Consider the following 23,411-nt stretch of genomic DNA (forward strand, 5'->3'; position numbering starts at 1 on the left):
GGCCGCGCGAGAGCCGAGGTTCCCCCCGTACCGACGGCTCCGCGCATCGGCGCGGGCAGAGCACGTTCCCCCGGCTCTGCCCGCGCCACTTTCTTCGCCGCGTACAGCGGCGCCTACTTGTAGACGACGACCTTGTCGCCCGCCTTCACCTGACCGAAGACCGCGGCGATCTTCTTCTTGTCGCGGACGTTCACACATCCGTGCGACGCCCCGCTGTAGCCCCGGGCGGCGAAGTCGGCCGAGTAGTGCACGGCCTGGCCGCCGCTGAAGAACATCGCGTACGGCATCGGGGTGTGGTAGATCGTCGAGACGTGGTCCCGGCTCTTGAAATTGACCTGGAACAGCCCCTCCCGGGTCGGCGTGTACTGCGAGCCGAACCGCACGTCCATGGCCGACACGACCCGGCCGTTGATCATCCACGCCAGCGTCCGGCTGCCCTTGCTGATGCACAGCACCCGCCCGGTCAGGCACCGCGAGTCCGGCTTGGCCAGGGGGTTGGTGGTCGGCGGGTACAGCTCGTCGCGGGTGGGTGCGGTGGTGCGGGACCGCAGCGAGGCCCAGGTGCGGCTGTCCACCGAGCCGGTGGCCGCCAGGCCGCGGGCGCGCTGGTACGAGGCGACCGACGCGCGGGTCACCGTGCCGAAGTAGCCGGTCGGGTTGCGGTCGAAGTGCCCGAGCCGGCGCAGCCGCGCCTGGAGTTCGCGCACCCGCTCGCCGCTGGTGCCGAAGGCGACGACGGGCGGGGCCACCCGCGGGGCGGTGCGCGGCTTCGCCGCCACCCGGGTGCGCGGCGGGGCGGCCCGGTGCGGCGTGGCCCGCGGGGTGTGGGTGAACGTGCGGTGCGGGCGCGGCGCGGCGGCCGGGGCGCGGGGTGCCGCGCTCGCCGCGCTCGCGCCCGCCCGCGGCTCCGCTCCGGTATGTCGCTGTCCGTTCAGGGTCACCGCCTCGCCCCGGCAGCCCGCCACGAGGGCCGCCGCGGCGGCCGTGGCGAGCGCGGTGCGGACGACCGATCTTCCGTGCATACATCCCCCCTCTTCGCCGGTTCGTCGCCCGGAATGTTGCCCGGGGCTGCCGTGCGGTGAACATCGGCGCATGCTGTGAAGAAGGCCCTGAATGGGCACAAGGGCAGGTATAAGCCACCAGAAGGCAGGGATGCATGGTGCGCGAGTCGGAGTCGGGATTCCCGATCGAGCCGGTGTACGGGCCCGGTCGTGACCATGGCGAACGGGGTCGCGTGGGCGAGCCCGGCGCGTACCCCTTCACCCGTGGCGTCTATCCGTCGATGTACACCGGCCGCCCGTGGACGATGCGTCAGTACGCCGGGTTCGGCACCGCCGCCGAGTCCAACGCCCGCTACCGGCAGCTGATCGAGCACGGCACCACCGGGCTGTCGGTCGCGTTCGACCTGCCCACCCAGATGGGCTACGACTCCGACGCGGCGCTCGCGCACGGCGAGGTCGGCAAGGTGGGCGTCGCCATCGACTCGGTCGAGGACATGCGCGTCCTGTTCGACGGCATCCCGCTCGACCAGGTCTCGACGTCGATGACGATCAACGCGCCCGCCGCGCTGCTGCTGCTCCTGTACCAACTCGTCGCCGAGGAGCAGGGGGTGCCGGGGGACCGGCTCACCGGCACCATCCAGAACGACGTCCTCAAGGAGTACATCGCGCGCGGCACGTACATCTTCCCGCCAGCGCCGTCGCTGCGGCTCACCGCGGACATCTTCCAGTACTGCCGGGCCGAGCTGCCCAGGTGGAACACGATCTCGATCTCCGGCTATCACATGGCCGAGGCCGGTGCCTCGCCCGCGCAGGAGGTCGCCTTCACGCTCGCGGACGGCATCGCGTACGTCCGTACGGCCCTCGCGGCGGGCATGGGCGTGGACGATTTCGCGCCGCGCCTGTCCTTCTTCTTCGTCTCCCGTACGACGCTCCTCGAAGAGGTCGCCAAGTTCCGCGCCGCGCGCCGGATCTGGGCGAGGGTGATGCGCGAGGAGTTCGGGGCACGCGATCCGAAGTCGCAGATGCTGCGCTTCCACACCCAGACCGCGGGTGTCCAACTCACCGCCCAGCAGCCCGAGGTGAACCTGGTCCGGGTCGCCGTCCAGGGGCTGGCGGCGGTGCTCGGCGGCACCCAGTCGCTGCACACCAACGCCTTCGACGAGGCCATCGCCCTGCCCACCGCCACCTCGGCCCGGCTCGCGCTGCGCACCCAGCAGGTGCTGGCGTACGAGACGGATGTGACGGCGACCGTCGACCCGTTCGCGGGCTCGTACGCGGTGGAGGCGCTGACCGACGCGGTCGAGGAGGCGGCGGTGGACCTGATGCGCCGGGTCGAGGACCTGGGCGGCGCCGTGGCCGCCATCGAACGGGGCTTCCAGAAGGACGAGATCGAGCGCAACGCGTACCGCGTCGCCCGCGAACAGGAGGCGGGGGAGCGGGTGGTGGTCGGTGTGAACCGGTTCCGGATCGACGCGGAGGAGCGTGACGAACCGCTGCGCGTGGACCCGGCCATCGAGGAGCGCCAGCGCGACCGGCTCGCCCGGCTGCGCGCCGGCCGGGACCGGGCGGGCGTGGGGGCGGCGCTGTCGGCGCTGAAGAAGGCGGCGGAGAGCGAGCCGGGGACGGCCAATGTGCTCTACCCGATGAAGGACGCGCTCGCGGCGCGGGCCACGCTCGGCGAAGTGTGCGACGTGCTGCGGGAGGTGTGGGGCACGTACGTCCCGGCTGACGCGCGCTGAGGCGTTCGGAGTGGTCGTGGCGCCGGGCGGGTGAGCGACACTGGGGTCATGTCTGCTCCCCGCCGCACCTGTCCGGTCTGCACCCGTGAGATCGCGGTGGTCGGCGGGCGCTTCGCCCGCCACGACCCGCCGGGCCGCCGCTCCGACTACGAGCTGGTCTCGTGCCCGGGCTCGCGGCGGATCGCGCCGCTGCTGACCACGCCGCCGAAGCTGTTCGGCGGGGACGAGCCGCCGACGCCGGGACAGCAGCCGCTGTTCTGAGCGCTCACGGCGCGGGTCGGCTCACCAGCCGGAAGGCGATCTCGGCCCCGGGGCTGGACTCCGCCAGCGCCTCGCCGAGCCGGTCGCCGGCCGCCGTCAGCGCGGCGTCGTCCATCGGCCCGAGCGCGTCCAGCACGAACATGGCCCGGGTGGTGGTGTGGGTGAGCCGGGTGCGGGTGCACTGCCGCCAGTTCCAGCGGCGGCAGGTGACGCCCGCGTCGTCCCGCCACACGACCTCACCCGGCGCGGGGTGCTCCACGGCGGGCTCGCCGCTCGCCGTCGTCTCGAACACCTCGTCCCCCGTGGCGCGCACCAGCCGGGCCGCGCCGGTGTAGTGGTCGAGGTCCTCGCCGCCCAGCGGGACCACATGGCCGACCGAGATCGCGTTGTAGAGGTCGGTGAGCCGGTCCACCCGGGGCAGTCCGGCGTCCAGCCGGCGCAGCAGCGCCTCCGCGCTGGGCCGGGTGCGCTTGGGCTTCGCCCCGAAGGCGCGGAACGCCTCGTGCCAGGCGGCCAGATGCGGATGCTCCTGCACCGGCCCGTCCCCGAACCGCTCCCGGGCCTCCGTCTCGGCGGCGGACAGCCACTTCTCGCTCAGCTCGTCGCTGGGGCCGGGGCGCAGGCCGTCGGCGGTGATGAGCAGCGCGCGGTAGTCGGGGCGCAGAGCGTGTACGGCGGGGTCGATGGTGGCGGATGCGAGCCAGTGGGATGCGGTGGACGTCGTCATGCGGTCCACTATGGCATACGTGCTGGTGCAGCTCTTTGTACTGGGTGGCTGGCTAGAACAGGCCGAGCTGTACGGCGAACATCGCCATGGCGATGGCGAGGGCCCACCCGATGGCGTGCTCCATCAGCTTGTCGTGGCCGGAGCCGGAGGGGCCGCCGGTGCGGGCGCGGCGGACGGCGATGTCGGTCATGCGGGTCGTCCTTGCTGTTCGGAGAGGATCAGGCTGCTTGGAGATGCTCGGGAGGATGGTGATGATGGTGAGGAAACGGGCAGCCGCTGTTGCCCAGGGTGCGCGGGTTCTCCTCTCCGGGTAAAGAGGGAGTGGGCTAACTCACCCAGGTGTTCGAGCGAGTCCGGGCGAGTGCGAGCGAGGAGGTCCATCGTTGACCAGCGTCATTCCCAAGGGGCTGGGCCAGCAGGTCAGGGCGCTGGCCGATGGTGAGGTGACCTCGCAGGCGCTGGTCGAGCAGGCGCTGCGGCGCATCGCCGGGACCCAGGCCACCCTCAACGCCTTCCGGCGCGTGCGGGCCGAGGCCGCGCTGCGCGAGGCCGCCGACGCCGACCGGCGGCTGGCGGACGGCGAGCGGCTGCCGCTCCTCGGGGTGCCCGTCGCGGTCAAGGACGACACGGACGTGGCGGGCGAGCCGACCGCCTTCGGCTGCTGCGGCGACTTTCCGGCCAAGACGGAGGACGGCGAGGCGGTGCGGCGGCTGCGGGCGGCCGGGGCCGTGATCGTCGGCAAGACGAACACGCCCGAGCTGGGCCAGTGGCCGTTCACCGAGGGTCCCGCGTTCGGCGACACCCGTAACCCCTGGAGCCTCGCCCACACCCCCGGCGGGTCCTCCGGCGGCGCCGCGGCCGCCGTCGCCGCCGGGCTGGTCCCCGCCGCGCTCGGCTCGGACGGCGCGGGGTCGGTCCGTATCCCGGCGGCCTGGACCCATCTCGTCGGCATCAAGCCGCAGCGGGGCCGGATCTCCACCTGGCCGGACGCCGAGTCGTTCCACGGCATCACCTGCAACGGCCCCCTCGCCCGCACCGTCGCCGACGCCGCCCTGCTGCTGCACGCGGCCAGCGGCAACCGCGACGGCGACCTGCACTGCCCGGATCCGGTCGACGTGCTGGCCGCCCCGGGCCGCGACCCGGGGCGGATGCGGATCGCCCTGTCGTTCAAGCCCGCCTTCACGGGCACGCCGAAAAGCCTGGACCCGGCCGTCCGCGCCGCCGTGACCGCCCTCGCCGAACGGCTCGCCGCCCTCGGTCACGAGGTCGAGGAGGCCGAGCCGCGCTACGGCGCCGTCGGGCTCTCCTTCCTGCCCCGCGCCACGGGGGGCCTGTGCGAATGGGCGGGCCGCGTCCCCGATCCGCTGCTGCTGGACGTGCGCACCCGCGCCGCCGCCCGCAACGGCCGACTCCTGCGCGGCACCCTGCGGCTGGCCCGCGCCGCCGAGGAACCGCTGCGGCGCCGGGTCGGGGCCATCTTCCGGCGGTACGACGTCGTGCTCTCCCCGACGACCGCCACCCCGCCCCTGCCGATCGGCGCCATGGCCCGGCTGTCCGGCTGGCACACCGACCGGGCCATGATCGCGGCCTGCCCGTACGCCTGGCCCTGGAACGTGCTGGGCTGGCCCGCCGTCAACGTCCCGGCGGGCTTCGCCGACCCCGCCGCCACCCTCCCCCTGGGCGCCCAGCTCCTGGGCCCGGCCTGCAGCGAGCCGCGGCTGATCTCCCTGGCCGCGCAGCTGGAGGCCGATCAGCGGTGGTACGAGCGCTGGCCCTTGGCCTTCTCGTCGTAAGCCCCCCTAAAACCGAAACGCACTGTATCTTTGCAGTGCGGTTCAGTTTCGGAGGGGGGCGGATGGTGGGCGGCGTGGACGGGGCGGCAGCGCACGCGCTGCGCGAGGTGACGGCCGTCCGGTACGTCACCCCGCTGCGCACCGGCGGCTCCGTGCCCGGCGTGGTGGAGGCCGACGACCTGGGCACGTACGTCGTCAAGTTCACGGGCTCGGCGCAGGGGCGCAAGGCGCTCGTCGCCGAGGTCATCGTGGGCGAGCTGGCCCGGCGGCTGGGCCTGCGCGTACCGGAACTGGTCCTCGTCCACTTCGATCCCGCGGTCGCGGCGCAGGAGCCGCACCAGGAGATCCAGGACCTGCTGCGCGCCAGCGCGGGCCTCAACCTCGGCATGGACTACCTGCCGGGCGCCGCCGACTTCACCCCCCACGCCCCGGACGCGCCCGACCCCGGCCCGCTGGAGTGCGCCCGGATCCTGTGGCTGGACGCGCTCACCGCCAACGTGGACCGCACACCGCACAGCACCAACCTCATGACCTGGCCCACCTCCGGCCACCAGCCGCCCCGGCTGTGGCTCATCGACCACGGCGCCTCGCTCGTCTTCCACCACCGCTGGCAGACCGCGGCGGCCGCGGTGGCCAGGCCGTACGACCTCCGCGGCCACGTCCTCGTACGCGGCGCCCCCGCCCTCCCGGAGGCCGACGCCGAACTCGCCCCCCGGGTCACGCCACGGCTGCTCCGCGAGATCGTGGCCGCGGTCCCCGACGCCTGGCTGACCGGCGAGCCGGGCTTCCCGTCCCCCGCCGACCTCCGCGAGGCCTACGTCACCCACCTGGCCACCCGCGCCCGCCGCTCCGCCGTATGGCTCCCGGGCGGCGATTCCGCCGTACGCGGCTGACGGCCCGCCCGCGCCCTCACCCCGCCGGCCGTGCCCTCACCCCGCCGCCCGCGCCCTCATCCCGCCGGCCGTGCCGCGCCCGATGCCGCCGCGATCGCGGCCAGCCAGCCGTCCACCGGACCGGCCGTGAGCAGCCCGCTGCCCGCGCCCGCGAGCTGGCCCGCCGCCGGGAGCAGACGGGCGCGGGCCCGCTCCAGGACGTCCCGGTCGCCGAGGTCGGCGGCGGCCGCCGCCTCCAGGCAGCACAGCGCCTCGTACAGCAGATCCGCCGGCGGCTCCGGCAGGGCGCGCAGCGCCGCGCGTGCCCCCGCGGCGTCACCCCCGCCGAGCAGCGCGAACGGCTCGGCCCAGGGGCGGTACGGGCCCCAGTCCGCGCCCGGATCGACGCCCCGGGCCGCCTCCCGCGCGGACTCCCCGCACGACAGCCGCAGGCACAGCAGCGCCAGCGGCAGCAGCCCCCGCTCCACGCCCGGCATCCCGGCCCCCTCCAGCCGCCCGGCCGCCGCCCGGTACGCGGCCTCGGCCCGCGCCGCGCGCCCGGCGGCGGCGAGCCGCAGCGCCCCGTACCACTCGGTGAACACGCCCACCAGCGGCAGCTCATGGCGCGCGGCCAGCCGGTCCGCGGCGGCGGCGTGCCCGTCCGCGGCCGGGAAGTCGCCGAGCGCGCCGCGCGCCTGGAGCCGGACCAGATGGCCCAGCACCTCGTACGTCACCAGCCCGTGCCGGGCGGCCACCGCGATCAGCTCCGCGCCGATCGCGTCCCGCCGCGGCGCGAGCCCGGCCCGGGCGCAGGACTGCATGAACGCGCCGTTCAGCGCGAAGACCAGCAGCGCCGGATCGTCCAGCCGCCGGGCGATCTCCTCGGCCTCGCGCGCCGCCTCGGGCCCGCGCGGGGAGCGGGTGCCGCGCATCTCCAGCGCGATCGTGGCCAGCAGACGGCAGCGCGCCGCGCCGCGCTCCGGGGGCAGCGCGGCCAGGGTGCGTTCGGCCGCGGCGACGATCCGTCCCGCCAGCTCCGGATCGTCGCCCCGGGGCCAGATCGCGGGGACGTCGTAGGCGCCGATCACCCGCGCCGTCAGCTCCGGATCGCCGCACTCCTCGGCGGCGGCGATGGCCGCCGACCGGTGCTGCCGGGCCGCCTCCAGGCCGCCGCCCCCGGTCACCGCGAGGTTCCGGATCAGCCCCACCGTGGCCTCCAGCCGGGCCCGCGCCGCGCCGCCGACCGTACGGTCGTAGTCCGCGGCCGCCTCCGACCACACGCGAGCGGCGCCGGCCGCCGCGGACCGTCCGGCCTCCTCCACCGGCCCGGGTTCCGCCTCCACCGGCCCGGCTCCCGCCTCCACCGGCCCGGCTCCCGCCTCCAGTCCTGGGTCCTGGGCGAGGATGTCCGCCTGGAGGCGGCGGAGGCGGGGGCCGGGGTCCAGGCCCAGCTGGCCGACCAGCGTGGTGCGGGCCCGGCGCAGGACGGCCAGCGCGTCCCCCTGGCGGCCCGAGCGGTACAGCGCGAGGGCCAGCAGACGCCAGGCGTCCTCGCGCCAGGGATGATCGGCCACATGGGCGTCGAGGTCGGGCACCGCCTCGGCGGCGCGGCCCAGCGCGAGCAGGGCCTCGGCGCGCCGCTCGACGGCCCGGAGCCGCAGCTCGGCCAGGCGGGTGCGCTCGCCACGGGCCCACGCCTCCCCCTCGAACTCGGCGTACGCCGGACCGCGCCACAGCTCCAGCGCGTCCCCGAGCCGTCGCAGCGCCGCCGCGGGCGGCAGGGTCGCGGCCGCGCCGACGGCCGTCTCGAAGCGCCACGCGTCCACGGCGTCGGGCGCCGCCCGCAGCGCGTATCCGGGCCCCTCGGTCACCAGCAGCCGGGACCGGGCGCGCGGCGGACGGTCCGGTTCCAGGGCGCGGCGCAGGGCGCCGACGAAGGTCTGTACGGCGCCGACGGCTCCCGCCGGGGGCACGTCCCACAGGTCCTCGACGAGCCGCGCCACCGGTACGACCCGGCGGCGGGCCACGATCAGCCGCGCCAGCACCGCCCGGTGCCGGGGCCCCTTCAACGCGAGCGCGACACCGTCGCCCTCGGCCACCACCGGCCCGAGCACCCCGAACGCGACCCGTTCCCACGCCACCAGGCCACCGTAGCGGGGCCGTAGGACACGCGCTGATCGGCTGCTGATTGGGACGCGGCAGCCTCGACCTGTCCGCCGGAACACCCGGCGGACGGATCACCGAATGAGAGCGGCACCCCATGCCAGAGATCCCCGGCTTCGCCCACCACCGCGTCCCCGTCGCCGACGACGGCACCGCCCTCCACGTGGCCGTCGGCGGCACCGGCAGCCCGATCGTCCTGCTGCACGGCTTCCCCCAGACCCACCTGATGTGGCGGCACGTCGCCGCCGACCTGGCCGCCGATCACACCGTCATCTGCCCCGACCTGCGCGGCTACGGCGCGAGCGACAAACCGGCCGAGGCCGACCCCACCACATACGCCAAGCGCACCATGGCCGCCGACATCGTGGCCGTGGCCCGCGCTCTCGGCCACGACCGGTTCGCCCTGGCCGGGCACGACCGCGGTGCCCTGGTCGCCTTCCGCGCCGGGCTCGACCACCCGGACACCGTCACCCACCTCGCCGCCCTCGATGTGCTGCCCACACTCGACATGTGGCAGGCGATGCACGGCACCACCGCGGCCGTCGGCTTCCACCTCTATCTGATGGCGCAGCCCCCGGGCCTGCCCGAGCGGTTGATCGCCGCCGCCCCGGACGACTTCTTCGGCCACTTCCTCGACCTCTGGGGCACGGACCCGGCCGCGATCCCCGCCGCCGTCCGCACCGCGTACCTGGACGCCTGCCGCGCCGCCGTCCCCTCGATCGTCGCCGACTACCGGGCCTCCGCCGGTGTCGACGTCGCCCACGACCAGGCCGACCGCGACGCGGGCCACCGGCTGCGGATGCCGGTCACCGTCCTCCAGCAGGACTGGGGCGCCGCGCTCGGCTTCGACGCGGAGGCGCTGTGGCGTGCCTGGGCGCCGGACCTGAACCACAGGACCGTCTCGTACGGCCACTTCATGGCCGAGGAGGCGCCCGCCGACGTCACGAAGGCCCTCCGCGCGCTCCTCGCCCGACGTCCCTGACGGGACGCACGCTTCAGGGGCGGCGGGCCAGCACGTGGGCGTCGAGGAAGCCCCGCTCGGAGGCCGGATCGTGGAGCAGCCGGGCGAACGGGACGAGCCCGGCCCCGGTCAGCAACTCGGCGAACCGGTCCGCCGGCCAGCTGTAGGCGGGCGTCACCTTGTGGTCGAAACGGACCGGCTCCGGCCCGTCGGTCCCGAAGAACGAGACCAGGAGCAGGCCCCCCGGCGCCAGGACACGTACCTGCTCGGCGAGCAGCGCGGGCAATTCCCCGGGCGGCGTATGGATCATCGAGTAGTGGGCCAGCACGCCGCCGAGGGCGCCGTCCTCGACCGGCAGGGCCTCCATCCGCGCCTCGTCGAAGCGCAGCGCCGGATGAGCCCGCCGGGCGTGGTCGATCATCGCCGGGGAGAGGTCGAGCCCGAAGGCGTCCAGCCCCAGTTCGTGCAGCATGGCCGTCAGATGCCCAGGCCCACACCCCACATCGGCGGCCCGAGGGTTCCCCGTCCCGCGCACCAGCTCGGCGAAGGTGCCGATCATGTTCCGCGAGAACGGATGCGTCTCCAGCCGATCGGCGAACAGCGACGCGTACAGTTCGACGACCCCGTCGTAGGCCGCCCTGGTCTCGTCCTGGTGCTCCTGGCGCTCCATCACGGGCAGGCAAGCTAGCACCCGCGCCCGTTCGCGGCCCCGCGCCCGTGACCCCCGCGCCGTTGTCGCCGAAGATTCGGCCAATGACTCAGGCGGGCAGCGCGTCGCGCGCCTCACGCCCGGGCGGCGATGCGCTCGCCGAGTTCGGTGGCTGCCGGACTGTCGGGCATGGAGGTGACGCGGGCGGCGATGTTGGTCAGGCCGTCGTTGATCCGTACGGACTGAACGCCGTCGGCGCAGTCGAGGAACTCCCTCCAGGTGGCCAGAGCCGTCTCGCTGTTGCCGCGTTTGAGCTGGACGCGTCCGAGGTCGGCGAGCACGATCGCCCGGGTGCGCTTGCGGTCGAGGCCGTGGATGTCGAGGGCGAGGTGGAGGTGTTCTTCGGCGGCGGCGAGGTCGCCGAGTTTGGCGTGGATCATGCCGGACTCATGGGCCCACCGGCCGTGGCTGTAGTGGCTCGCCCAGGACCGGCCCGGCCGGGACGGCGCCTGCTCGATGGCGGTCTGCGCGGAGGTGGTGTGATCATTGTCGGCCGCTGCCGCGCGGGCGAGGGTGGTGCGGTAGTCGGACGCTCGCGCGGCGGCCTGACCACCAAGCTCCATCTGGCCGTCGAACAGGGCCAGCGGCCCATGTCCATAGTGATCACGGCTGGGCAGCGTGGCGACTCCCCGCAGTTCGAGCCCGTCCTGAACAAGGTCCGCGTTGCCCGCCAGGGTTCGGGGCGTCCGCGCACCCGGCCCGACCGGGTCCGCGCCGATAAGGCGTATGCGTCTCGCAAGAACCGTGCCTACCTGCGACGTCGCGGCATCCGCTGCACCATCCCGGACAAGGCCGACCAGGCTCGTAACCGCAAGAAGCTCAGCTCGCGGGGCGGCCGGCCGCCCAAGTTCGACGCCGAGGACTACAAGGCTCGGCACGCGGTCGAGTGCGGCATCAATCGCCTCAAAAGGCACCGCGCCGTCGCCACGAGATACGACAAGCTCGCGGTCCGCTACGAGGCGACCGTCCTCGTTGCGGCCATCAACGAGTGGCTGTGATCAGCACATTCGATACACGCCCTAGAATCAAGAACCTCGAGCACCCCAGGAGCACGACATGACGGCCACATCCCGTTGCGCGTCCATCCAATGGATAGACGACCCTGAGGACTTCCACCGGAAGAATGCGCCGGAGCTGACCTGGATCGGTGCGGACGCGTTCGGCCAGCGGTACGAGGTGATGGCGGACCAGGTGGCGACACGTTTCGCCAAGGCAGCGGTCGGACAGGTCATTCGTGTGGATGGTGTCCTGGCCGGTTTCTGCTTGTATGACCGGCTGCCGGGCCCTGAGGGGCACTGGGCGATCGAAGGCCGTGCCACCCGAACCGCCTACCAGGGCATGGGGCTGGGTATGCGTGCCTTCGCCGGCTTTCTGGACGTCACGCGGGCGGACATAGTCACCTCGGTGACCCGTAATCCGGCCGTCTGCCGCCTCATGGCTCACCATTTCGAGGTGTCGCTGCCGGACCTGCGCCCGTCGGCGCACGATCCGCTATGGCCTCTGAAGCGCCGGGGGGTAAGCGATGCAATGAGACGGTACGCCGACCATCTGGACGTTTCCCATGACCGGTTGCCGATCCTGGAGAATCGTTATCCCAGTGGTCTCTACGGCGTTGCCGACCCCGGCAAGGGCATGCCGTTGCCGGACCTAGCGAACCACCCGGAGCACGGCATGATTGCCGTGGGAGTGGGCCGCCAACAAGCTTGAGCGCACGGCGCCGACCTGGGCAACGGTGACCTCCATGACGTCGTCGGCGGGGCCGAGGAGAGGCCGCCACGTCCAGCGGCTGGCACCAGGAGGTGCGGCCCGTCTTCCAGCGGCAGGAGAAGGACACCACGGCATCGAGAAGTGTCGGGGTTCTTGGAGTCGCGGATGTGGATGGTGCCGGTGGGTGTGGCGGTGACCTCAACGCAGTCGGGGCCGTCGGCTGTGCTGTGGCTGCTCTTGGTCCAGGCGACCTCGACGCATGAGGGGCCGTCGTCGGTGCTGTGGCTGCTCTTCATCCAGGCGACCTCGACGCAGTCGGGGCCGTCGTCCGTGGGTCATGTCTTTCGATGAAGGCCAGTGACTCTTGAGGCGTGAGGGCCTGCGCCCGGATGATCCCATAGCGCATTTCAAGGATCTGGACCTCTTTGGGGGCGACGATCACGCGGCTGAAGAGCTGTACTTCGACGTGCCCGACCGTGGTGCCGTCGTTGAGCTTCAGCAGCCGGAACGGACCGCCGAGACCGGAGTTCACCTCACGGCTCTGAGGCAGAACCTGGAGGTCCACATTGCGCAACTGGCCCGACCTCCAAGAGGTGTTCGAGCTGCCTCCGCAGGACCATTCTGCCCCCGATACCGAGGCGCAGCGTCGACTCGCACTGCACAAAGTTGAAGAGCGGCCGTGCCGTCGTGGCACGGAGGAGTTCTTGGCGAGCCATGCGTCCGGCCATCCGCCGTTCCACTTCTTCCTCGGTGAACGCGGGACGTCGGCCGCTGAACACGGCGTGCGAGTACGCTGCGGGAGTTGGAGGCGTACGGGTACGTCGAGCGCGTACGGGAGCGCACCCCGGGCGGCCGGATGGTCACCCGTACGGTCTCGTACAACCACCCCGAGGCCACGCGCGCCCGCCGTACGGGCCGTACGCACGAGCCATGCCCCGTACGGCCCGTACGGGAGCCGCAACCCGCGCCCCCGGCCCCGGCGACCAGTGGCGCACCGGAGCGCTCCGCCCTGCCGCCGCCCCTTCCTCGGCCCGAGACTCCCGCGCCTCACCCCGGCGCGACGGCCCTCCTCGCCACCCTCCGACGCGACGACGACCGGTTACTCCTGCCCGAGCGGGATGTACGCCGCCTCGCCCCGGCCGTGGCCGTCTGGCTGGAGCGCGGTGCGGCCCCCGAGGCCGTACGCCGCACCCTCACCGCGAACCTGCCGCCCGACCTGCGCCATCCCACCGTCCTGCTGGCCCACCGCCTCAGCACGCTCCTGCCGCCGCCCCTCCCGGCTCCTCTCGCGGCGGGCACGGCGGCGGGCCCGGCGCCCGACCCCCGGCCGGTGGTCGTCCCGCTGCAGGAGTGCGACGGCTGCGACCGCGCCTTCCGGGCCCCCGCGCCCGGCCTGTGCCGCGACTGCCGCCAGGCGGCGGCAGCGTGAGGCGGTCAGGCGACCCGGGGCTGTGGTTCCGGTTGCAGCGCGGGCGCGGCTATCAGCTCCCATGATGTGGTGGTCCGTATGTAGCCGTGGATCACCGAGCCCATCGCCAGAAGGAGAAGGGGGCCGAACAGCCACGGGTGCTTGGCCATGTCCAGCGGCAGATAGCGATAGGCCACCAGGAGTGCGGCGAAGACCGCCGTGCCGTGGGCGACCAGCTGCGTTCCTGAGCGGTCCCAGCCGCGTGCGAGCGAACGCAGCGCTGCCTCGATCGTGAGCGCGAACACCACACCGGCGATGAGATCCACGCCGTAGTGGTAGCCGAATCCCAGCGTCGCGCTGAGCGTGGCGACCAGCCAGAACGTGCCCGCGAATCGGAGGGCGCGCGGGCCCTTGCGCGAGTGGATGAAGATGGCGGTGGCCCACGCGGTGTGCAGGCTGGGCATGCAGTTGCGGGGGGTGAGCGTGTCGTAGGACACCGGATGCGGGGGGCTGATCGGCGGCGGAGTGTGCGGCCACAGGCTGGCTATCGCCCAGTGCTCACCGCCGGTACCGAAGGCGCCGCCGCCATAGGCGAAGACCGGCCCGACCACCGGGAAAATCATGTAAATGGCGGGCCCGAGGAGGCCGATGACCAGAAAGGTCCGCACCAGATGGTGGGCCGGGAAGCCGCGCTCGGCCGCCACCTTGCGCATTTGGTACAGCGAGATGACGACCGCGGCCAGGGGAAGCTGAATGTAGACGTAGTCGAGCACATGGGAGCCGATCGGGCCGGTGGCCGCGACAATCCGGCCTGCCACCCATGACGGGTTGCCCAGTGCGTGGTCGGCGGTCGCCAGATATGTGTCGAGTACCGCCGGGCGGGTTTTCGCCGTGATGAGCAGCCACGTATCGCCGGTTTTACGCCCGGCCACCAGCAGCAGGCCCAGCCCCACGCCCTTCAGCAGCAGGGCGCGTTCCCGGCCGGTGCGGCGCGCGACGGCGATGACCGCATATCCCAGAATCACCCACAGCGCGCCGTTGCCGAAGGGGTGCCCGTCGGTCACCTTGATGTCGGCCGCCCATCGCACCAGAAAGAAGACGACGTCGATGCCGATCGCGGCACCGAGCGCGATGAACCGTTCCCGCCAGGTGAGCACCACCATCATCAACGCCATACCGGCGTACAACAGGAACCCCGACTTCGGGGCGATGAGCACCTCTTGTGCCTGGGTGGTGATCGGCCCCGGCAGGCCGTAGCGGCGCGCGGCGACCTCCAGCGCGACGAGGAATCCGAGGGTCGCCACCCCTGCCACGGCCCACAATACCGTCCGTGGTCGACTGCTTATTCGCGAAAACACCCGCGATGCTATAGGTATCAATTGGTCAGCCGCTTTGTTAGGTGTAAGTCAAATAGGTCACTCTTCGCGCCGGATAGCAGGGTTTTTCGGGGCAGGGCGGGTGATCGGGGCGCTCGTCGTGAGTTGGCCATGCTATCGGAGTGGTGCGGGTGGGGTCCGCTGTCCCAGGTGACGCGAAGGCGGGGACGCTCCCGCGCCCGGCGTTTCCGCGGCCCGCGCGGGCCGCGAACCCGCGACTCCCAAGCCGCGCGCCCCGAGACGGGCTTGAGGTGAGGGGATGTCTCAAGGATGTCCCTCAAGGATGTCCCGCCACGACAAAAAGGGGCTGGCCCCACCGCTTGTGCGGTGGGGCCAAACCCCAGGAGCTTCGTGGACGTCTAGTTCTGCTTACACTTCTTGGTGTCCTTGTTGACGTCCATGATCTCGTTGATGTGCGCGAACTTGTACGTGCCCTGGGTCATTCCCTCGAAGGTCACGCACTTGTAGAACGGCGTCGACCCGTCGTTCCAGGACTTGAAGGCCGCCTTGATCTTCGTGCCGCCCAGGCAGTGGTTGTTGTAGTAGATCTTGGTGCTTGAGTAGCCGGTCTTCCATGAGAAGTTGACCCGCGACTTGTTCTCATTGCACTGAATGCTGTCCCTGCCCGACTTCGGCGGCTTTCCCTGTGCTGCCGAGTCGGACGCCGCGAATGCCGGTGCGGACATCAGGCCGAGAGTGAGACCGGCGGCTGCGAGCATGCCGCCAGCCGTGATGAGAGTGCGCATCGATTCCCCCGATGGCGGTCGTGGACCACTACGCGAGTGATCAAAAGGTGGTCGCGATCACTCAATCTCCCGGGCGGGTATGCGTCAACCCCTCACGTCCCACCGATTCCCGTCGCGGGACTTATTCGTGGGCGCTGATCACGCCGCCGGCGCTGAGCACGACGTACACGCCGTTGGCGTTGAGCCCGGCGTCGCGCTGGTTCGCCTCCAGCGTGCCGTGATCCTCGCCCTCGTCGTTGAGGAACTGCGCGCGGTAACGCAGCTCGCCGACCTTCTTCACCTTCACCGTCCAACCGCCCGCGACCTTGAACGTGCCCGGCCCATGGTGCCCGCCGCCCATCCAGGAGTGGATCTGACCGTCCGGCGAGAGCACGACGAACATGTCGTTGGCGTCGAGCCCGCCCTCGGTGTCCTTCGCCTCCAGGGTGGCCAGGACCTCACCGCGGGCGACGATCTCGGCGCGGTAGTGCTGGTCGGCCACCTTGTAGATCTTGGCCTTGCTGATGCCGTCCGCCAGCGTCTGGGTGCGGACCAGGGACCCCGCCTTGCTCGCCGTGCCCGCCTCGGCGGCTTCGACCTTGACGTCGGCGCCCTGCGCGGCGGACGCGGGCTTCGGGTCGGTGCCGCCCGAGCCGGAGCAGGCGGTCAGGGTCAGGCCGGCGGCGGCGACCAGGGCCGCGGCGGCGAGGCGCAGGGTGCGGCGACGAGCGGTGCGGGCGGTGGTGGAGTGCATTTCGGGTCCCCCCGGGGGGTGGTCGGTGTCGTTGTCTCCTCGGTACGTCACCCACTCTGCTCGGGGCCCCTATCGCAGGCCTGCTGCTCCGCTAACACCCGCCTAACGCGGAGGTGGGTGCGGGACGTCGAGCGGCAGATCCCGGTGGAAGACGGCCATGGGCCGGCCCGGGCCGTTGTAGTCGTCGACGACCTTCGCGTCGAAGCCGAGGCTGCGGTGGAAGGCGATCGAGCCGGTGTTCCCGACCGACGTGATCGCCTTCAGCCGCCGCGCGCCGTGACGTTCCGCGGCTTCGGCGAACGCCGTGTACAGACGACGCCCGAGACCCGTGCCCCGGGTGTCGTCCCGTGTGGCGATCAGATGCACATAGCCGGTGCGGTCCGGGGTGACGAATCCGAAGACGTACCCACGGATGCCGTCCTCCGCCCGGGCGACCAGGCAGGTGGGTCCGAATTCCCGCACCAGTGCCAGAAGGTGCAGCGACCGAAGGTCGCGCTCGCCCCAGTAGCGGGGATGATCGGTCAGGACCTGGTGGAAGTCCGCCACTTCGGCCGGTGCGATGTGTACCCCCATGACGCCGATCATGGCAGGCGCCCCGGCCGCGCCGGGGAGGACACCGGCTCAGTCCGGTCGGCGCAGCCCCGCGATGAGCAGTTCGACCAGGTGGCGCGGGTCGTAGCGGGGGTCGCCGTTCGCGCCGATGCAGAGGTTTCCCACGCCGCGCATCAGCTCGTACGCCTCCACCTCGGAGCGGATCTCGCCGGATTCGGCCGCGGCGTCGAGGAGTTGGGTGCACACGGGCACGAGGCGATCGAGGAAGTAGGCGTGCAGCGTGTCGAAGCCGGAGCTGTCGGACTGCAGGACGGCGGCGAGGCCGTGCTTGGTGACCAGGAAGTCGACGAAGCGGTTGATCCACGCCCCCAGCGCGGCGTGCGGGGTGGCGCTGGAGGCCAGCAGGGCCGGACCGGCCTCGGCGCAGGCTTCGACCTGGTGGCGGTAGACGGCGATGATGAGGTCCGCACGGGTGGGGAAGTGGCGGTAGATCGTGCCCATGCCGACGCCCGCCTCGGCCGCGATGTCGCGTACGGGCGCCTCCACGCCTGATCTGACGAAGACCGTGGCGGCCGCGTCGAGCAGTGTCTCCTTGTTGCGCCGGGCGTCCTTCCGCTTGGACGGGGCCGCGCGCCCCGTGCCGTCCTCGCCGGTGTCGTTCACCGCGCCGCTCCCTCCGTTGCCCTGGGTGACCTCGCCAAAACGGAACGCTGTTCCGTATCGTCAAGTGGAACGAGGTTCCGTTTGCTCATGATGCCAGCTCCACCCTCGACGGAGGAACACGACCATGCGCTACCGCACCCTGGGCCGCACCGGCGTACAGGTCAGCACCCTCGCGCTCGGCGCGGCTCCTCGACCTTCCCCGCCTACCGCATCGTGCAGGCCCAGTGGGCCGCCCGCGAGCAGCACCTGAGCCGCTACGTCACCGAACAGCCCAGCTACTCGATCCTCCAGCGCGGGATCGAGGCGCACGTGCTGCCCGTGGCCGAGGAGTACGGGCTCGGGGTACTGGTGTGGAGCCCGCTGGCCTCGGGCCGGCTGTCGGGCGCGGTCCGCGCGGGCCGGGAGATCGCCACCAGCCGCTCGGAGTTCATGCCGGAACGCTTCGACACCGCCCTCCCCGCCAACCGCGCCCGGCTCGACGCCGTCGAGCGGCTGGCCGAGGTGGCCGACGAGGCGGGCCTGACGATGATCCAGCTCGCGCTCGGCTTCGTCACCGCGCACCCCGCCGTCACCAGCGCGCTCATCGGCCCCCGCACCCTGGACCACCTGCGCGCGCAGCTCGCCGCCGCCGGCACCGTGCTCTCCGCCGACGTCCTCGACGCGATCGACGCCATCGTGACCCCCGGCACCGACCTCGCCCCGCACGAGAAGTACGACACCCCGCCCGCGCTGCTGGACCCGTCGCCGCGGCGCCGCTGACGGCGGGCAACTCGACGTCCCGGTTATCCCGTTGATGTCCCTCGGGAGGGCCGCTAGATTCGGCCGGGTGACTGCCGGGTCGGCCCAAGCGGGCCATTCACGAGTGAGGCGCCCGGCCTCGGCGTGAGCGCGAGGCGGGCCAGAGCCCCGCCGTCCCTCTCCGTTGTTCATCGTTCGCACCGCGGCCTTTCGCGCCACCACCACGACGACACCGGAGACCTCACATGAACATCCAGCTGAACCACACCGCCGTCTACGCCTCGGACCGGCAGCGGTCGGCCGCATTCCTCGCCACGGTCCTCGGCCTGGAGGTCGGTGCCCCGTTCGGCCCGTTCCTCCCCGTCGACCTCGGCAACGGCGTCACGCTCGACTACTACGAGAAGCGGGACGAGCCGATCCAGCCGCAGCACTACGCGTTCCTCGTCCCCGAGGAGCGGTTCGACGGCATGATCGCCCGCCTGGAGACGGCCGGGGCCACCTACTACGCGGACCCGCACCACACCGAACCCGGCAAGGTGAACACCCTCTTCGGCGGCCGCGGCGCGTACTTCGACGACCCCGACGGCCACAACATGGAGATCATGACCCGGCCCTACGTCCGGCCGTAGGCGAGAGGGGCGCCCGCCCTCACGAGCGGACGAACGACCGCCGCACCGTCTCCGACAGGGCCTGGCGGCGGCGGTCGTGCTCCTCGGGTCGGTCGTCCTGCGTCGCGGTGGCGCAGGGGCCCGCCGCGGACCAGGTCAGGGCCATGGAGGTGATCAGGGCGAGGATGTCCTGAGGGTCGAGCGAGGCGATGACCCCGCCGTTCCGCTGCGCCTCGGAGAGCGCCCGCAGTTTGGCGGCGACCGCCGGATTCCCGGGGTCCAGGCTTCCGGTGTGGATCCCCTCCAGCTTCGCCCAGGTCACCAGACGGACCAGATCCGGGCGGGCGAGGAACGCGTCGTAGAGCCGCACGGTGTAGGTGGCGAGGTCCGTGGCGGTGAACGGGACGGCGTCGGTGACGGCGTCGGCGTGCAGGCGGAAGGTCGCGTCGAACAGGCCGAGTTTGTCGCCGAAGTAGGCGTAGAGCTGGGCCTTGTTGACGCCGGCGGCGGCCGCGATGCGGTCCACGCGCGCCCCCGCGACGCCGTGGGCGGCGAAGTCCTCGGTGGCGGCGTCCAGCAGGCGACGGCGTGTGGCGTCGGCTTTCGCGGGGGACATGGCGCCAGATTACCAACTGGTTGGTTGCCCTTCACGGACCTCTGCCCTACCGTAAAACTAACTAGTTGGTTTTTTGGAGAGGCGGTAACCCGTGTCTGTGCGCGCGTATGCGGTGGAGCAAGCCCGAGGGCCGGTACGGGCGCGGGAGTACGAGCCCGCGCCCCTCGGCCCCCACGAGGTGGATGTCGCCGTCACCCACTGCGGTGTCTGCCACACCGACGTCGGCATGATCGACGACCTGCACGGCATCTCCCGCTTCCCGGTGGTCGCCGGGCACGAGGCGGTCGGCGTCGTCGAGGCGCTGGGCAGCGCGGTCGACCGCACCCGGCTGTCCGTCGGGCAGCGGGTGGGCGTCGGGGCGACCGCCGGCGCGTGTTTCGCCTGCGAGTGGTGTCTGAGCGGTCGACAGCATCTCTGCCCGGACAAGGACGACCTGGTGCTCCGTGGCGACGGTGGCGCGTTCGCGACCCGGGTGCGCGCCGGTGACTGGCGGTATGTGCAGCCCCTCCCCGACGCGCTCGCGTCCGAGCAGGCCGCGCCGCTCATGTGCGCCGGTTCGACGGTGTTCACGGCGTTGGTGCGGCACGGGGTGCGGCCCACGGACCGGGTCGCCGTGGTCGGCGTGGGCGGCCTGGGCCACCTCGCCCTCCAGTTCCTCGCGAAGTGGGGGTGCCATGTCACCGCCCTCTCCTCGACGGCCACCAAGGCGGACGACGCCCGGCGGTTCGGGGCGCACGAATTCGTCGTGGCGGGCGCGGCGGGGGAGGGGCTGGCGGGGCTCTCCGGAGCGTTCGACTTCGTCCTGTCGACCGTCTCCGGGGACCTGCCGTGGGACGCGTACCTGGCGACGCTGCGGCCGCAGGGGAGGCTGAGCGTCGTCGGGGTACCCGAGTCCGCGTTCACCGTTCATCCGCTGTCCCTGCTGCTGGGCGAGAAGACCCTCGCCGGGGGGCTCGTGGGGACGCCCGTGGAAACGGGGCAGATGCTCGACTTCGCGGCCCGGCACGGCATCCGGGCGGAGACCGAGACGTACCCGGTGTCGCGCATCGAGGAGGCGCTGGACCGCGTGCGGGTCGGGCGGGCCCGCTACCGCGCGGTCCTGGAGTTCTGACGGCCGCTCACGCGGGCGGCAGGCGACCGGCCGGGGGCCTGCCCGCCGGCGGGTCAGTGGGTCAACGGGCCGGCGGGCCAGTGGGACGGGGGTCCGGGCCTACGGCGCCAGGATGTCCAGCTCGCGCAGCGCGCCCACGGTGATCTCGCGGGTGTAGCGCTCGGCGCGCTCCGCGTCGCCCGCGCGGACCGCTTCGGCGACCCGGACGTGGAGGGTGACCGCCTCCGGGTCCGGGTCGCTGAACATCACCTGGTGCTCGGTGCGGCCCGCCAGCACTTCGGCCACCACGTCGCCGAGGCGGGCGAACATCTCGTTGCCCGAGGCGCGCAGGATCACGCGGTGGAAGGCGATGTCGTGGACGAGGTAGGCGGGGAGCTGCTCGCCGCGTGAGGTGGCGACCATGTTGAGGGCGTGCTCCGTCAGCTCGGCGCACTGCGCAGGGGTGGCGTGCTCGGCGGCCAGGGCGGCGGCGGCCGGTTCGATGGCCGAGCGCAGGGAGGTCAGGGAGCGCAGCTGGCGGGGGCGGTCGGGGCCGGCCAGGCGCCAGCGGATGACCTGCGAGTCGAAGACGTCCCACTCCTCCGGGGGGAGGACGGTCACCCCGACGCGGCGGCGGGAGCGGACCAGGTGCATGGATTCCAGGACCCGCACCACCTCGCGGACCACGGTCCGTGAGACATCGAAGCGGCGCTCCAGCTCGTCGGTGCGCAGCACCGTCCCCGGCGGGTAGTCGCCCGCGGTGATCGCGGGCCCGAGGGACGCCAGCACCCGAGCGTGCAGTCCCCGGCCTGCGGGCCCCTGGTTGTCCATGGGGTCAGACTACGGGGCCGCCCCGCCGCCCCTCTCATTTAAGTATGACTTTTAAGTCACGAACTCTTGAATACGTCGTACCTGTGGGGTTGAGTGTGCTGCCAGCGGTGCCGAGGTCGGAAAGACAGTCGAGGAAGACAGCACCGGAGCAGACAGCGAGGTTTTCCACATGCATGCCCCCCTGGTCGTCGTCATGGGAGTGTCCGGTACGGGCAAGACCACGATCGGCCCCCTGCTGGCCGAGGCACTCGGTGTGCCGTACGCCGAGGCCGACGACTTCCACCCGCCGGCCAACATCGCCAAGATGTCGGCCGGTACCCCGCTGGACGACGAGGACCGCAGGCCGTGGCTGGACGCCATCGGCGCCTGGGCCCATGACCACGTGGCCCACGGCGGCGTGGTCAGCTGCTCCGCGCTGAAGCGGAGCTACCGGGACCGGCTGCGCGCCGCCGAGCCCGGGGTCGTCTTCCTCCACCTCACCGGCGATCGCAAGCTGATCGCCGACCGGATGAAGGAGCGCAAGGGCCACTTCTTCTCCGAGAAGATGCTCGACTCGCAGCTCGCCACCCTGGAGCCGCTCCAGCCGGACGAGCACGGCGTCGCCGTCGACATCGCCCCGGGCCCCGAAACCATCACCGAGCGGGCCGTCGCCGCGCTGCGATAGCCCGCCACGTCATTCACGTACGTGAGGAACCCTCCGTGACCAGACTCAGCGCCGAGATGCTGGCAGCGGACACCGTCGACCCGATCACGTCGGCCGGTCACGCGCAGCTGGGCATAGCCGTCCTCGTCGGCATAGCCGTTCTCGTCCTGCTCATCACCAAGACCAAGCTGCACGCGTTCTTGTCGCTGACGATCGGCTCGCTGGCGCTCGGCGCCGTCGCGGGGGCGCCGCTCGACAAGGTGATCACCAGCTTCTCGGGCGGGCTGGGCGCCACCGTCGCGGGCGTGGGCGTGCTGATCGCCCTCGGGGCGATCCTCGGCAAGCTGCTGGCCGACTCGGGCGGCGCCGACCAGATCGTGGACACGATCCTCGGCAAGGCGAGCAAACGGACGATGCCCTGGGCGATGGTGCTCATCGCGGGGATCATCGGCCTGCCGCTCTTCTTCGAGGTCGGCATGGTGCTGATGATTCCGGTGGTGCTGCTGGTCGCCAAGCGCGGCAACTTCTCCATGATGCGGATCGGCATTCCGGCGCTCGCGGGCCTGTCCGTGATGCACGGCCTGGTGCCACCGCACCCCGGCCCGCTCGCCGCGATCGACGCGGTCCACGCCGACCTGGGCGTGACCCTGGCGCTCGGCGTGCTCATCGCGGTGCCGACCGCGATCATCGCGGGCCCGGTCTTCTCGCGCTTCGCCGACCGCTGGGTCGACGTCACCCCGCCGGACCGGCTGATGCCGGCGCGCCCCTCGGAGGACCTGGAGCGGCGGCCCGGATTCGCCGCCACCGTGGCCACCGTGCTGCTCCCGGTCGTGCTGATGCTGATCAAGGCACTGGTCGACATCGCCGTGGACGACCCGGAGAACACCGTCCAGCGGATCGCCGACGTCATCGGAAACCCGCTGGTCGCGCTGCTGGCCGCGGTGATCGTGGGCATGTTCACCCTCGGCCGGGCGGCGGGCTTCACCCGGGACCGCATCTCCACCACCGTGGAGACCTCGCTCGCCCCGATCGCCGGAATCCTGCTGATCGTCGCGGCGGGCGGCGGCTTCAAGCAGACGCTCATCGACCTCGGCGTCGGCAACGTGATCATGGACATCTCGAAGGACTGGAACGTTTCCGCGCTGCTGCTGGCCTGGCTGATCGCGGTCGCGATCCGGCTGGCGACCGGTTCGGCGACCGTGGCCACGATCTCCGCCGCCGGGCTGATGGGGCCGCTCACCGCCGACATGTCCACCACCCACGTGGCGCTGCTGGTGCTCGCCATCGGTGCCGGGTCGCTCTTCTTCAGCCATGTCAACGACGCGGGATTCTGGCTCGTCAAGGAGTACTTCGGGATGAGCGTGGGGCAGACGGTGCGGACCTGGTCGGTGATGGAGACGGTCATCTCGGTCGTCGCGCTCGTCTTCGTCCTGCTGCTGTCGCTGGTCATGTGAGGTCCGGAAGGCCCCGGAAG

25 protein-coding genes and 3 pseudogenes are annotated in these 23,411 nt (G+C 72.3%); 13 read left to right on the forward strand and 15 right to left on the reverse strand.

Features of this window, described 5'->3' with window-relative positions; translation table 11 throughout:
• Positions 1-113: 113 nt before the first annotated feature.
• The gene (locus tag ASC60_RS04650) at positions 114-1,022 is read right to left on the reverse strand and encodes a L,D-transpeptidase family protein (protein ID WP_079038150.1); all 909 of its coding nucleotides are present in this window, start codon (positions 1,020-1,022) and stop codon (positions 114-116) included.
• Positions 1,023-1,156: 134 nt separating this feature from the next.
• Between ASC60_RS04650 and ASC60_RS04655 the strand changes: the two genes are divergently transcribed.
• Both ASC60_RS04655 and ASC60_RS04660 read left to right on the forward strand, forming a co-directional pair.
• Complete coding sequence (locus ASC60_RS04655; RefSeq protein WP_055546844.1) at positions 1,157-2,740, forward strand: methylmalonyl-CoA mutase; 1,584 nt, start codon at positions 1,157-1,159, stop codon at positions 2,738-2,740.
• A 48-nt stretch (positions 2,741-2,788) separates the two neighbouring features.
• Positions 2,789-3,001, forward strand: coding sequence for a hypothetical protein (locus ASC60_RS04660; protein ID WP_055546847.1), 213 nt, complete (start codon positions 2,789-2,791; stop codon positions 2,999-3,001).
• Positions 3,002-3,005: 4 nt separating this feature from the next.
• Here ASC60_RS04660 and ASC60_RS04665 read toward each other — a convergent pair whose 3' ends face one another.
• Positions 3,006-3,728, reverse strand: a complete 723-nt coding sequence (locus ASC60_RS04665) for a B3/4 domain-containing protein (RefSeq protein ID WP_055547271.1) — start codon at positions 3,726-3,728, stop codon at positions 3,006-3,008.
• Positions 3,729-3,780: 52 nt separating this feature from the next.
• On the reverse strand, positions 3,781-3,918 hold the full coding sequence (locus ASC60_RS40575) for an SCO1431 family membrane protein (RefSeq protein WP_107096980.1): 138 nt from the start codon (positions 3,916-3,918) through the stop codon (positions 3,781-3,783).
• A 193-nt stretch (positions 3,919-4,111) separates the two neighbouring features.
• Between ASC60_RS40575 and ASC60_RS04670 the strand changes: the two genes are divergently transcribed.
• On the forward strand, positions 4,112-5,521 hold the full coding sequence (locus tag ASC60_RS04670; protein WP_055546850.1) for an amidase: 1,410 nt from the start codon (positions 4,112-4,114) through the stop codon (positions 5,519-5,521).
• Positions 5,522-5,595: 74 nt separating this feature from the next.
• On the forward strand, positions 5,596-6,414 hold the full coding sequence (locus tag ASC60_RS04675; RefSeq protein ID WP_234356778.1) for a HipA family kinase: 819 nt from the start codon (positions 5,596-5,598) through the stop codon (positions 6,412-6,414).
• Positions 6,415-6,470: 56 nt separating this feature from the next.
• On the opposite strand, the gene ASC60_RS04680 is transcribed toward ASC60_RS04675, so the two are convergent.
• Positions 6,471-8,534, reverse strand: coding sequence for an AfsR/SARP family transcriptional regulator (locus ASC60_RS04680; RefSeq protein ID WP_055546854.1), 2,064 nt, complete (start codon positions 8,532-8,534; stop codon positions 6,471-6,473).
• 119 nt (positions 8,535-8,653) lie between these two features.
• Here ASC60_RS04680 and ASC60_RS04685 point away from each other — a divergent pair, with 119 nt between their 5' ends.
• Positions 8,654-9,538 (forward strand): alpha/beta fold hydrolase, encoded by an 885-nt coding sequence (locus tag ASC60_RS04685; protein ID WP_055546856.1) that lies wholly within the window; start codon positions 8,654-8,656, stop codon positions 9,536-9,538.
• A 13-nt stretch (positions 9,539-9,551) separates the two neighbouring features.
• Here the strand turns inward: ASC60_RS04685 and ASC60_RS04690 are convergent, their stop codons facing one another.
• A complete protein-coding gene (locus tag ASC60_RS04690) occupies positions 9,552-10,187 on the reverse strand; it encodes a class I SAM-dependent methyltransferase (protein WP_055546858.1) in 636 nt (211 codons plus the stop codon).
• 113 nt (positions 10,188-10,300) lie between these two features.
• Positions 10,301-10,750 (reverse strand): annotated as a pseudogene (locus ASC60_RS04695) (tetratricopeptide repeat protein); the annotation flags it as partial.
• On the opposite strand from ASC60_RS04695, the gene ASC60_RS04700 reads away from it, so the two are divergent.
• A complete protein-coding gene (locus ASC60_RS04700; protein ID WP_370592875.1) occupies positions 10,706-11,224 on the forward strand; it encodes an IS5 family transposase in 519 nt (172 codons plus the stop codon). The pseudogene ASC60_RS04695 and the gene ASC60_RS04700 sit on opposite strands and share 45 nt — an antisense overlap.
• A 58-nt stretch (positions 11,225-11,282) precedes the next feature.
• Positions 11,283-11,933, forward strand: coding sequence for a GNAT family N-acetyltransferase (locus ASC60_RS04705; RefSeq protein ID WP_055546861.1), 651 nt, complete (start codon positions 11,283-11,285; stop codon positions 11,931-11,933).
• Here the strand turns inward: ASC60_RS04705 and ASC60_RS43965 are convergent.
• Both ASC60_RS43965 and ASC60_RS42625 read right to left on the reverse strand, forming a co-directional pair.
• On the reverse strand, positions 11,831-12,229 hold the full coding sequence (locus ASC60_RS43965; protein ID WP_079038151.1) for a DUF397 domain-containing protein: 399 nt from the start codon (positions 12,227-12,229) through the stop codon (positions 11,831-11,833). The genes ASC60_RS04705 and ASC60_RS43965 overlap by 103 nt on opposite strands.
• Positions 12,226-12,724, reverse strand: a pseudogene (locus ASC60_RS42625) (DUF5753 domain-containing protein); the annotation flags it as partial. The gene ASC60_RS43965 and the pseudogene ASC60_RS42625, both read right to left, overlap by 4 nt.
• Before the next feature lie 11 nt (positions 12,725-12,735).
• Between ASC60_RS42625 and ASC60_RS04715 the strand changes: the two are divergent.
• On the forward strand, positions 12,736-13,362 hold the full coding sequence (locus ASC60_RS04715) for a hypothetical protein (RefSeq protein ID WP_055546865.1): 627 nt from the start codon (positions 12,736-12,738) through the stop codon (positions 13,360-13,362).
• Positions 13,363-13,367: 5 nt separating this feature from the next.
• Here ASC60_RS04715 and ASC60_RS04720 read toward each other — a convergent pair whose 3' ends face one another.
• The 5 genes from ASC60_RS04720 to ASC60_RS04740 all read right to left on the reverse strand — a co-directional run bounded on the left by ASC60_RS04720 (position 13,368) and on the right by ASC60_RS04740 (position 17,411).
• On the reverse strand, positions 13,368-14,654 hold the full coding sequence (locus ASC60_RS04720) for a phosphatase PAP2 family protein (RefSeq protein ID WP_199830859.1): 1,287 nt from the start codon (positions 14,652-14,654) through the stop codon (positions 13,368-13,370).
• A gap of 422 nt (positions 14,655-15,076) precedes the next feature.
• On the reverse strand, positions 15,077-15,403 hold the full coding sequence (locus tag ASC60_RS04725) for a hypothetical protein (protein ID WP_234356779.1): 327 nt from the start codon (positions 15,401-15,403) through the stop codon (positions 15,077-15,079).
• Between the two features lie 181 nt (positions 15,404-15,584).
• Positions 15,585-16,196: a hypothetical protein gene (locus ASC60_RS04730; protein ID WP_055546869.1), complete on the reverse strand. Its 612-nt coding sequence runs from the start codon at positions 16,194-16,196 to the stop codon at positions 15,585-15,587.
• Positions 16,197-16,298: 102 nt separating this feature from the next.
• Positions 16,299-16,781, reverse strand: a complete 483-nt coding sequence (locus tag ASC60_RS04735) for a GNAT family N-acetyltransferase (protein ID WP_199830860.1) — start codon at positions 16,779-16,781, stop codon at positions 16,299-16,301.
• A 36-nt stretch (positions 16,782-16,817) separates the two neighbouring features.
• Complete coding sequence (locus ASC60_RS04740) at positions 16,818-17,411, reverse strand: TetR/AcrR family transcriptional regulator (protein ID WP_055546871.1); 594 nt, start codon at positions 17,409-17,411, stop codon at positions 16,818-16,820.
• A 183-nt stretch (positions 17,412-17,594) separates the two neighbouring features.
• Here ASC60_RS04740 and ASC60_RS04745 point away from each other — a divergent pair.
• Both ASC60_RS04745 and ASC60_RS04750 read left to right on the forward strand, forming a co-directional pair.
• Positions 17,595-18,170 (forward strand): annotated as a pseudogene (locus ASC60_RS04745) (aldo/keto reductase); the annotation flags it as partial.
• Between the two features lie 224 nt (positions 18,171-18,394).
• Positions 18,395-18,778, forward strand: a complete 384-nt coding sequence (locus ASC60_RS04750) for a VOC family protein (RefSeq protein WP_055546873.1) — start codon at positions 18,395-18,397, stop codon at positions 18,776-18,778.
• 19 nt (positions 18,779-18,797) lie between these two features.
• On the opposite strand, the gene ASC60_RS04755 is transcribed toward ASC60_RS04750, so the two are convergent.
• Positions 18,798-19,373: a TetR family transcriptional regulator gene (locus tag ASC60_RS04755; protein ID WP_055546875.1), complete on the reverse strand. Its 576-nt coding sequence runs from the start codon at positions 19,371-19,373 to the stop codon at positions 18,798-18,800.
• Between the two features lie 91 nt (positions 19,374-19,464).
• Here ASC60_RS04755 and ASC60_RS04760 point away from each other — a divergent pair, with 91 nt between their 5' ends.
• Positions 19,465-20,484, forward strand: a complete 1,020-nt coding sequence (locus ASC60_RS04760; protein WP_055546877.1) for an NAD(P)-dependent alcohol dehydrogenase — start codon at positions 19,465-19,467, stop codon at positions 20,482-20,484.
• Positions 20,485-20,583: 99 nt separating this feature from the next.
• Here ASC60_RS04760 and ASC60_RS04765 read toward each other — a convergent pair whose 3' ends face one another.
• Positions 20,584-21,294, reverse strand: a complete 711-nt coding sequence (locus ASC60_RS04765; RefSeq protein ID WP_055546879.1) for a FadR/GntR family transcriptional regulator — start codon at positions 21,292-21,294, stop codon at positions 20,584-20,586.
• A gap of 169 nt (positions 21,295-21,463) precedes the next feature.
• Between ASC60_RS04765 and ASC60_RS04770 the strand changes: the two genes are divergently transcribed.
• Both ASC60_RS04770 and ASC60_RS04775 read left to right on the forward strand, forming a co-directional pair.
• Positions 21,464-21,958, forward strand: coding sequence for a gluconokinase (locus tag ASC60_RS04770; RefSeq protein WP_055546881.1), 495 nt, complete (start codon positions 21,464-21,466; stop codon positions 21,956-21,958).
• Between the two features lie 35 nt (positions 21,959-21,993).
• Positions 21,994-23,391, forward strand: coding sequence for a gluconate:H+ symporter (locus tag ASC60_RS04775; RefSeq protein ID WP_055546884.1), 1,398 nt, complete (start codon positions 21,994-21,996; stop codon positions 23,389-23,391).
• Positions 23,392-23,411 lie beyond the last annotated feature (20 nt).

This window comes from Streptomyces sp. NBRC 110028 (assembly GCF_001417735.1).
In the GTDB taxonomy this organism is placed as follows: Bacteria; Actinomycetota; Actinomycetes; order Streptomycetales; family Streptomycetaceae; genus Streptomyces.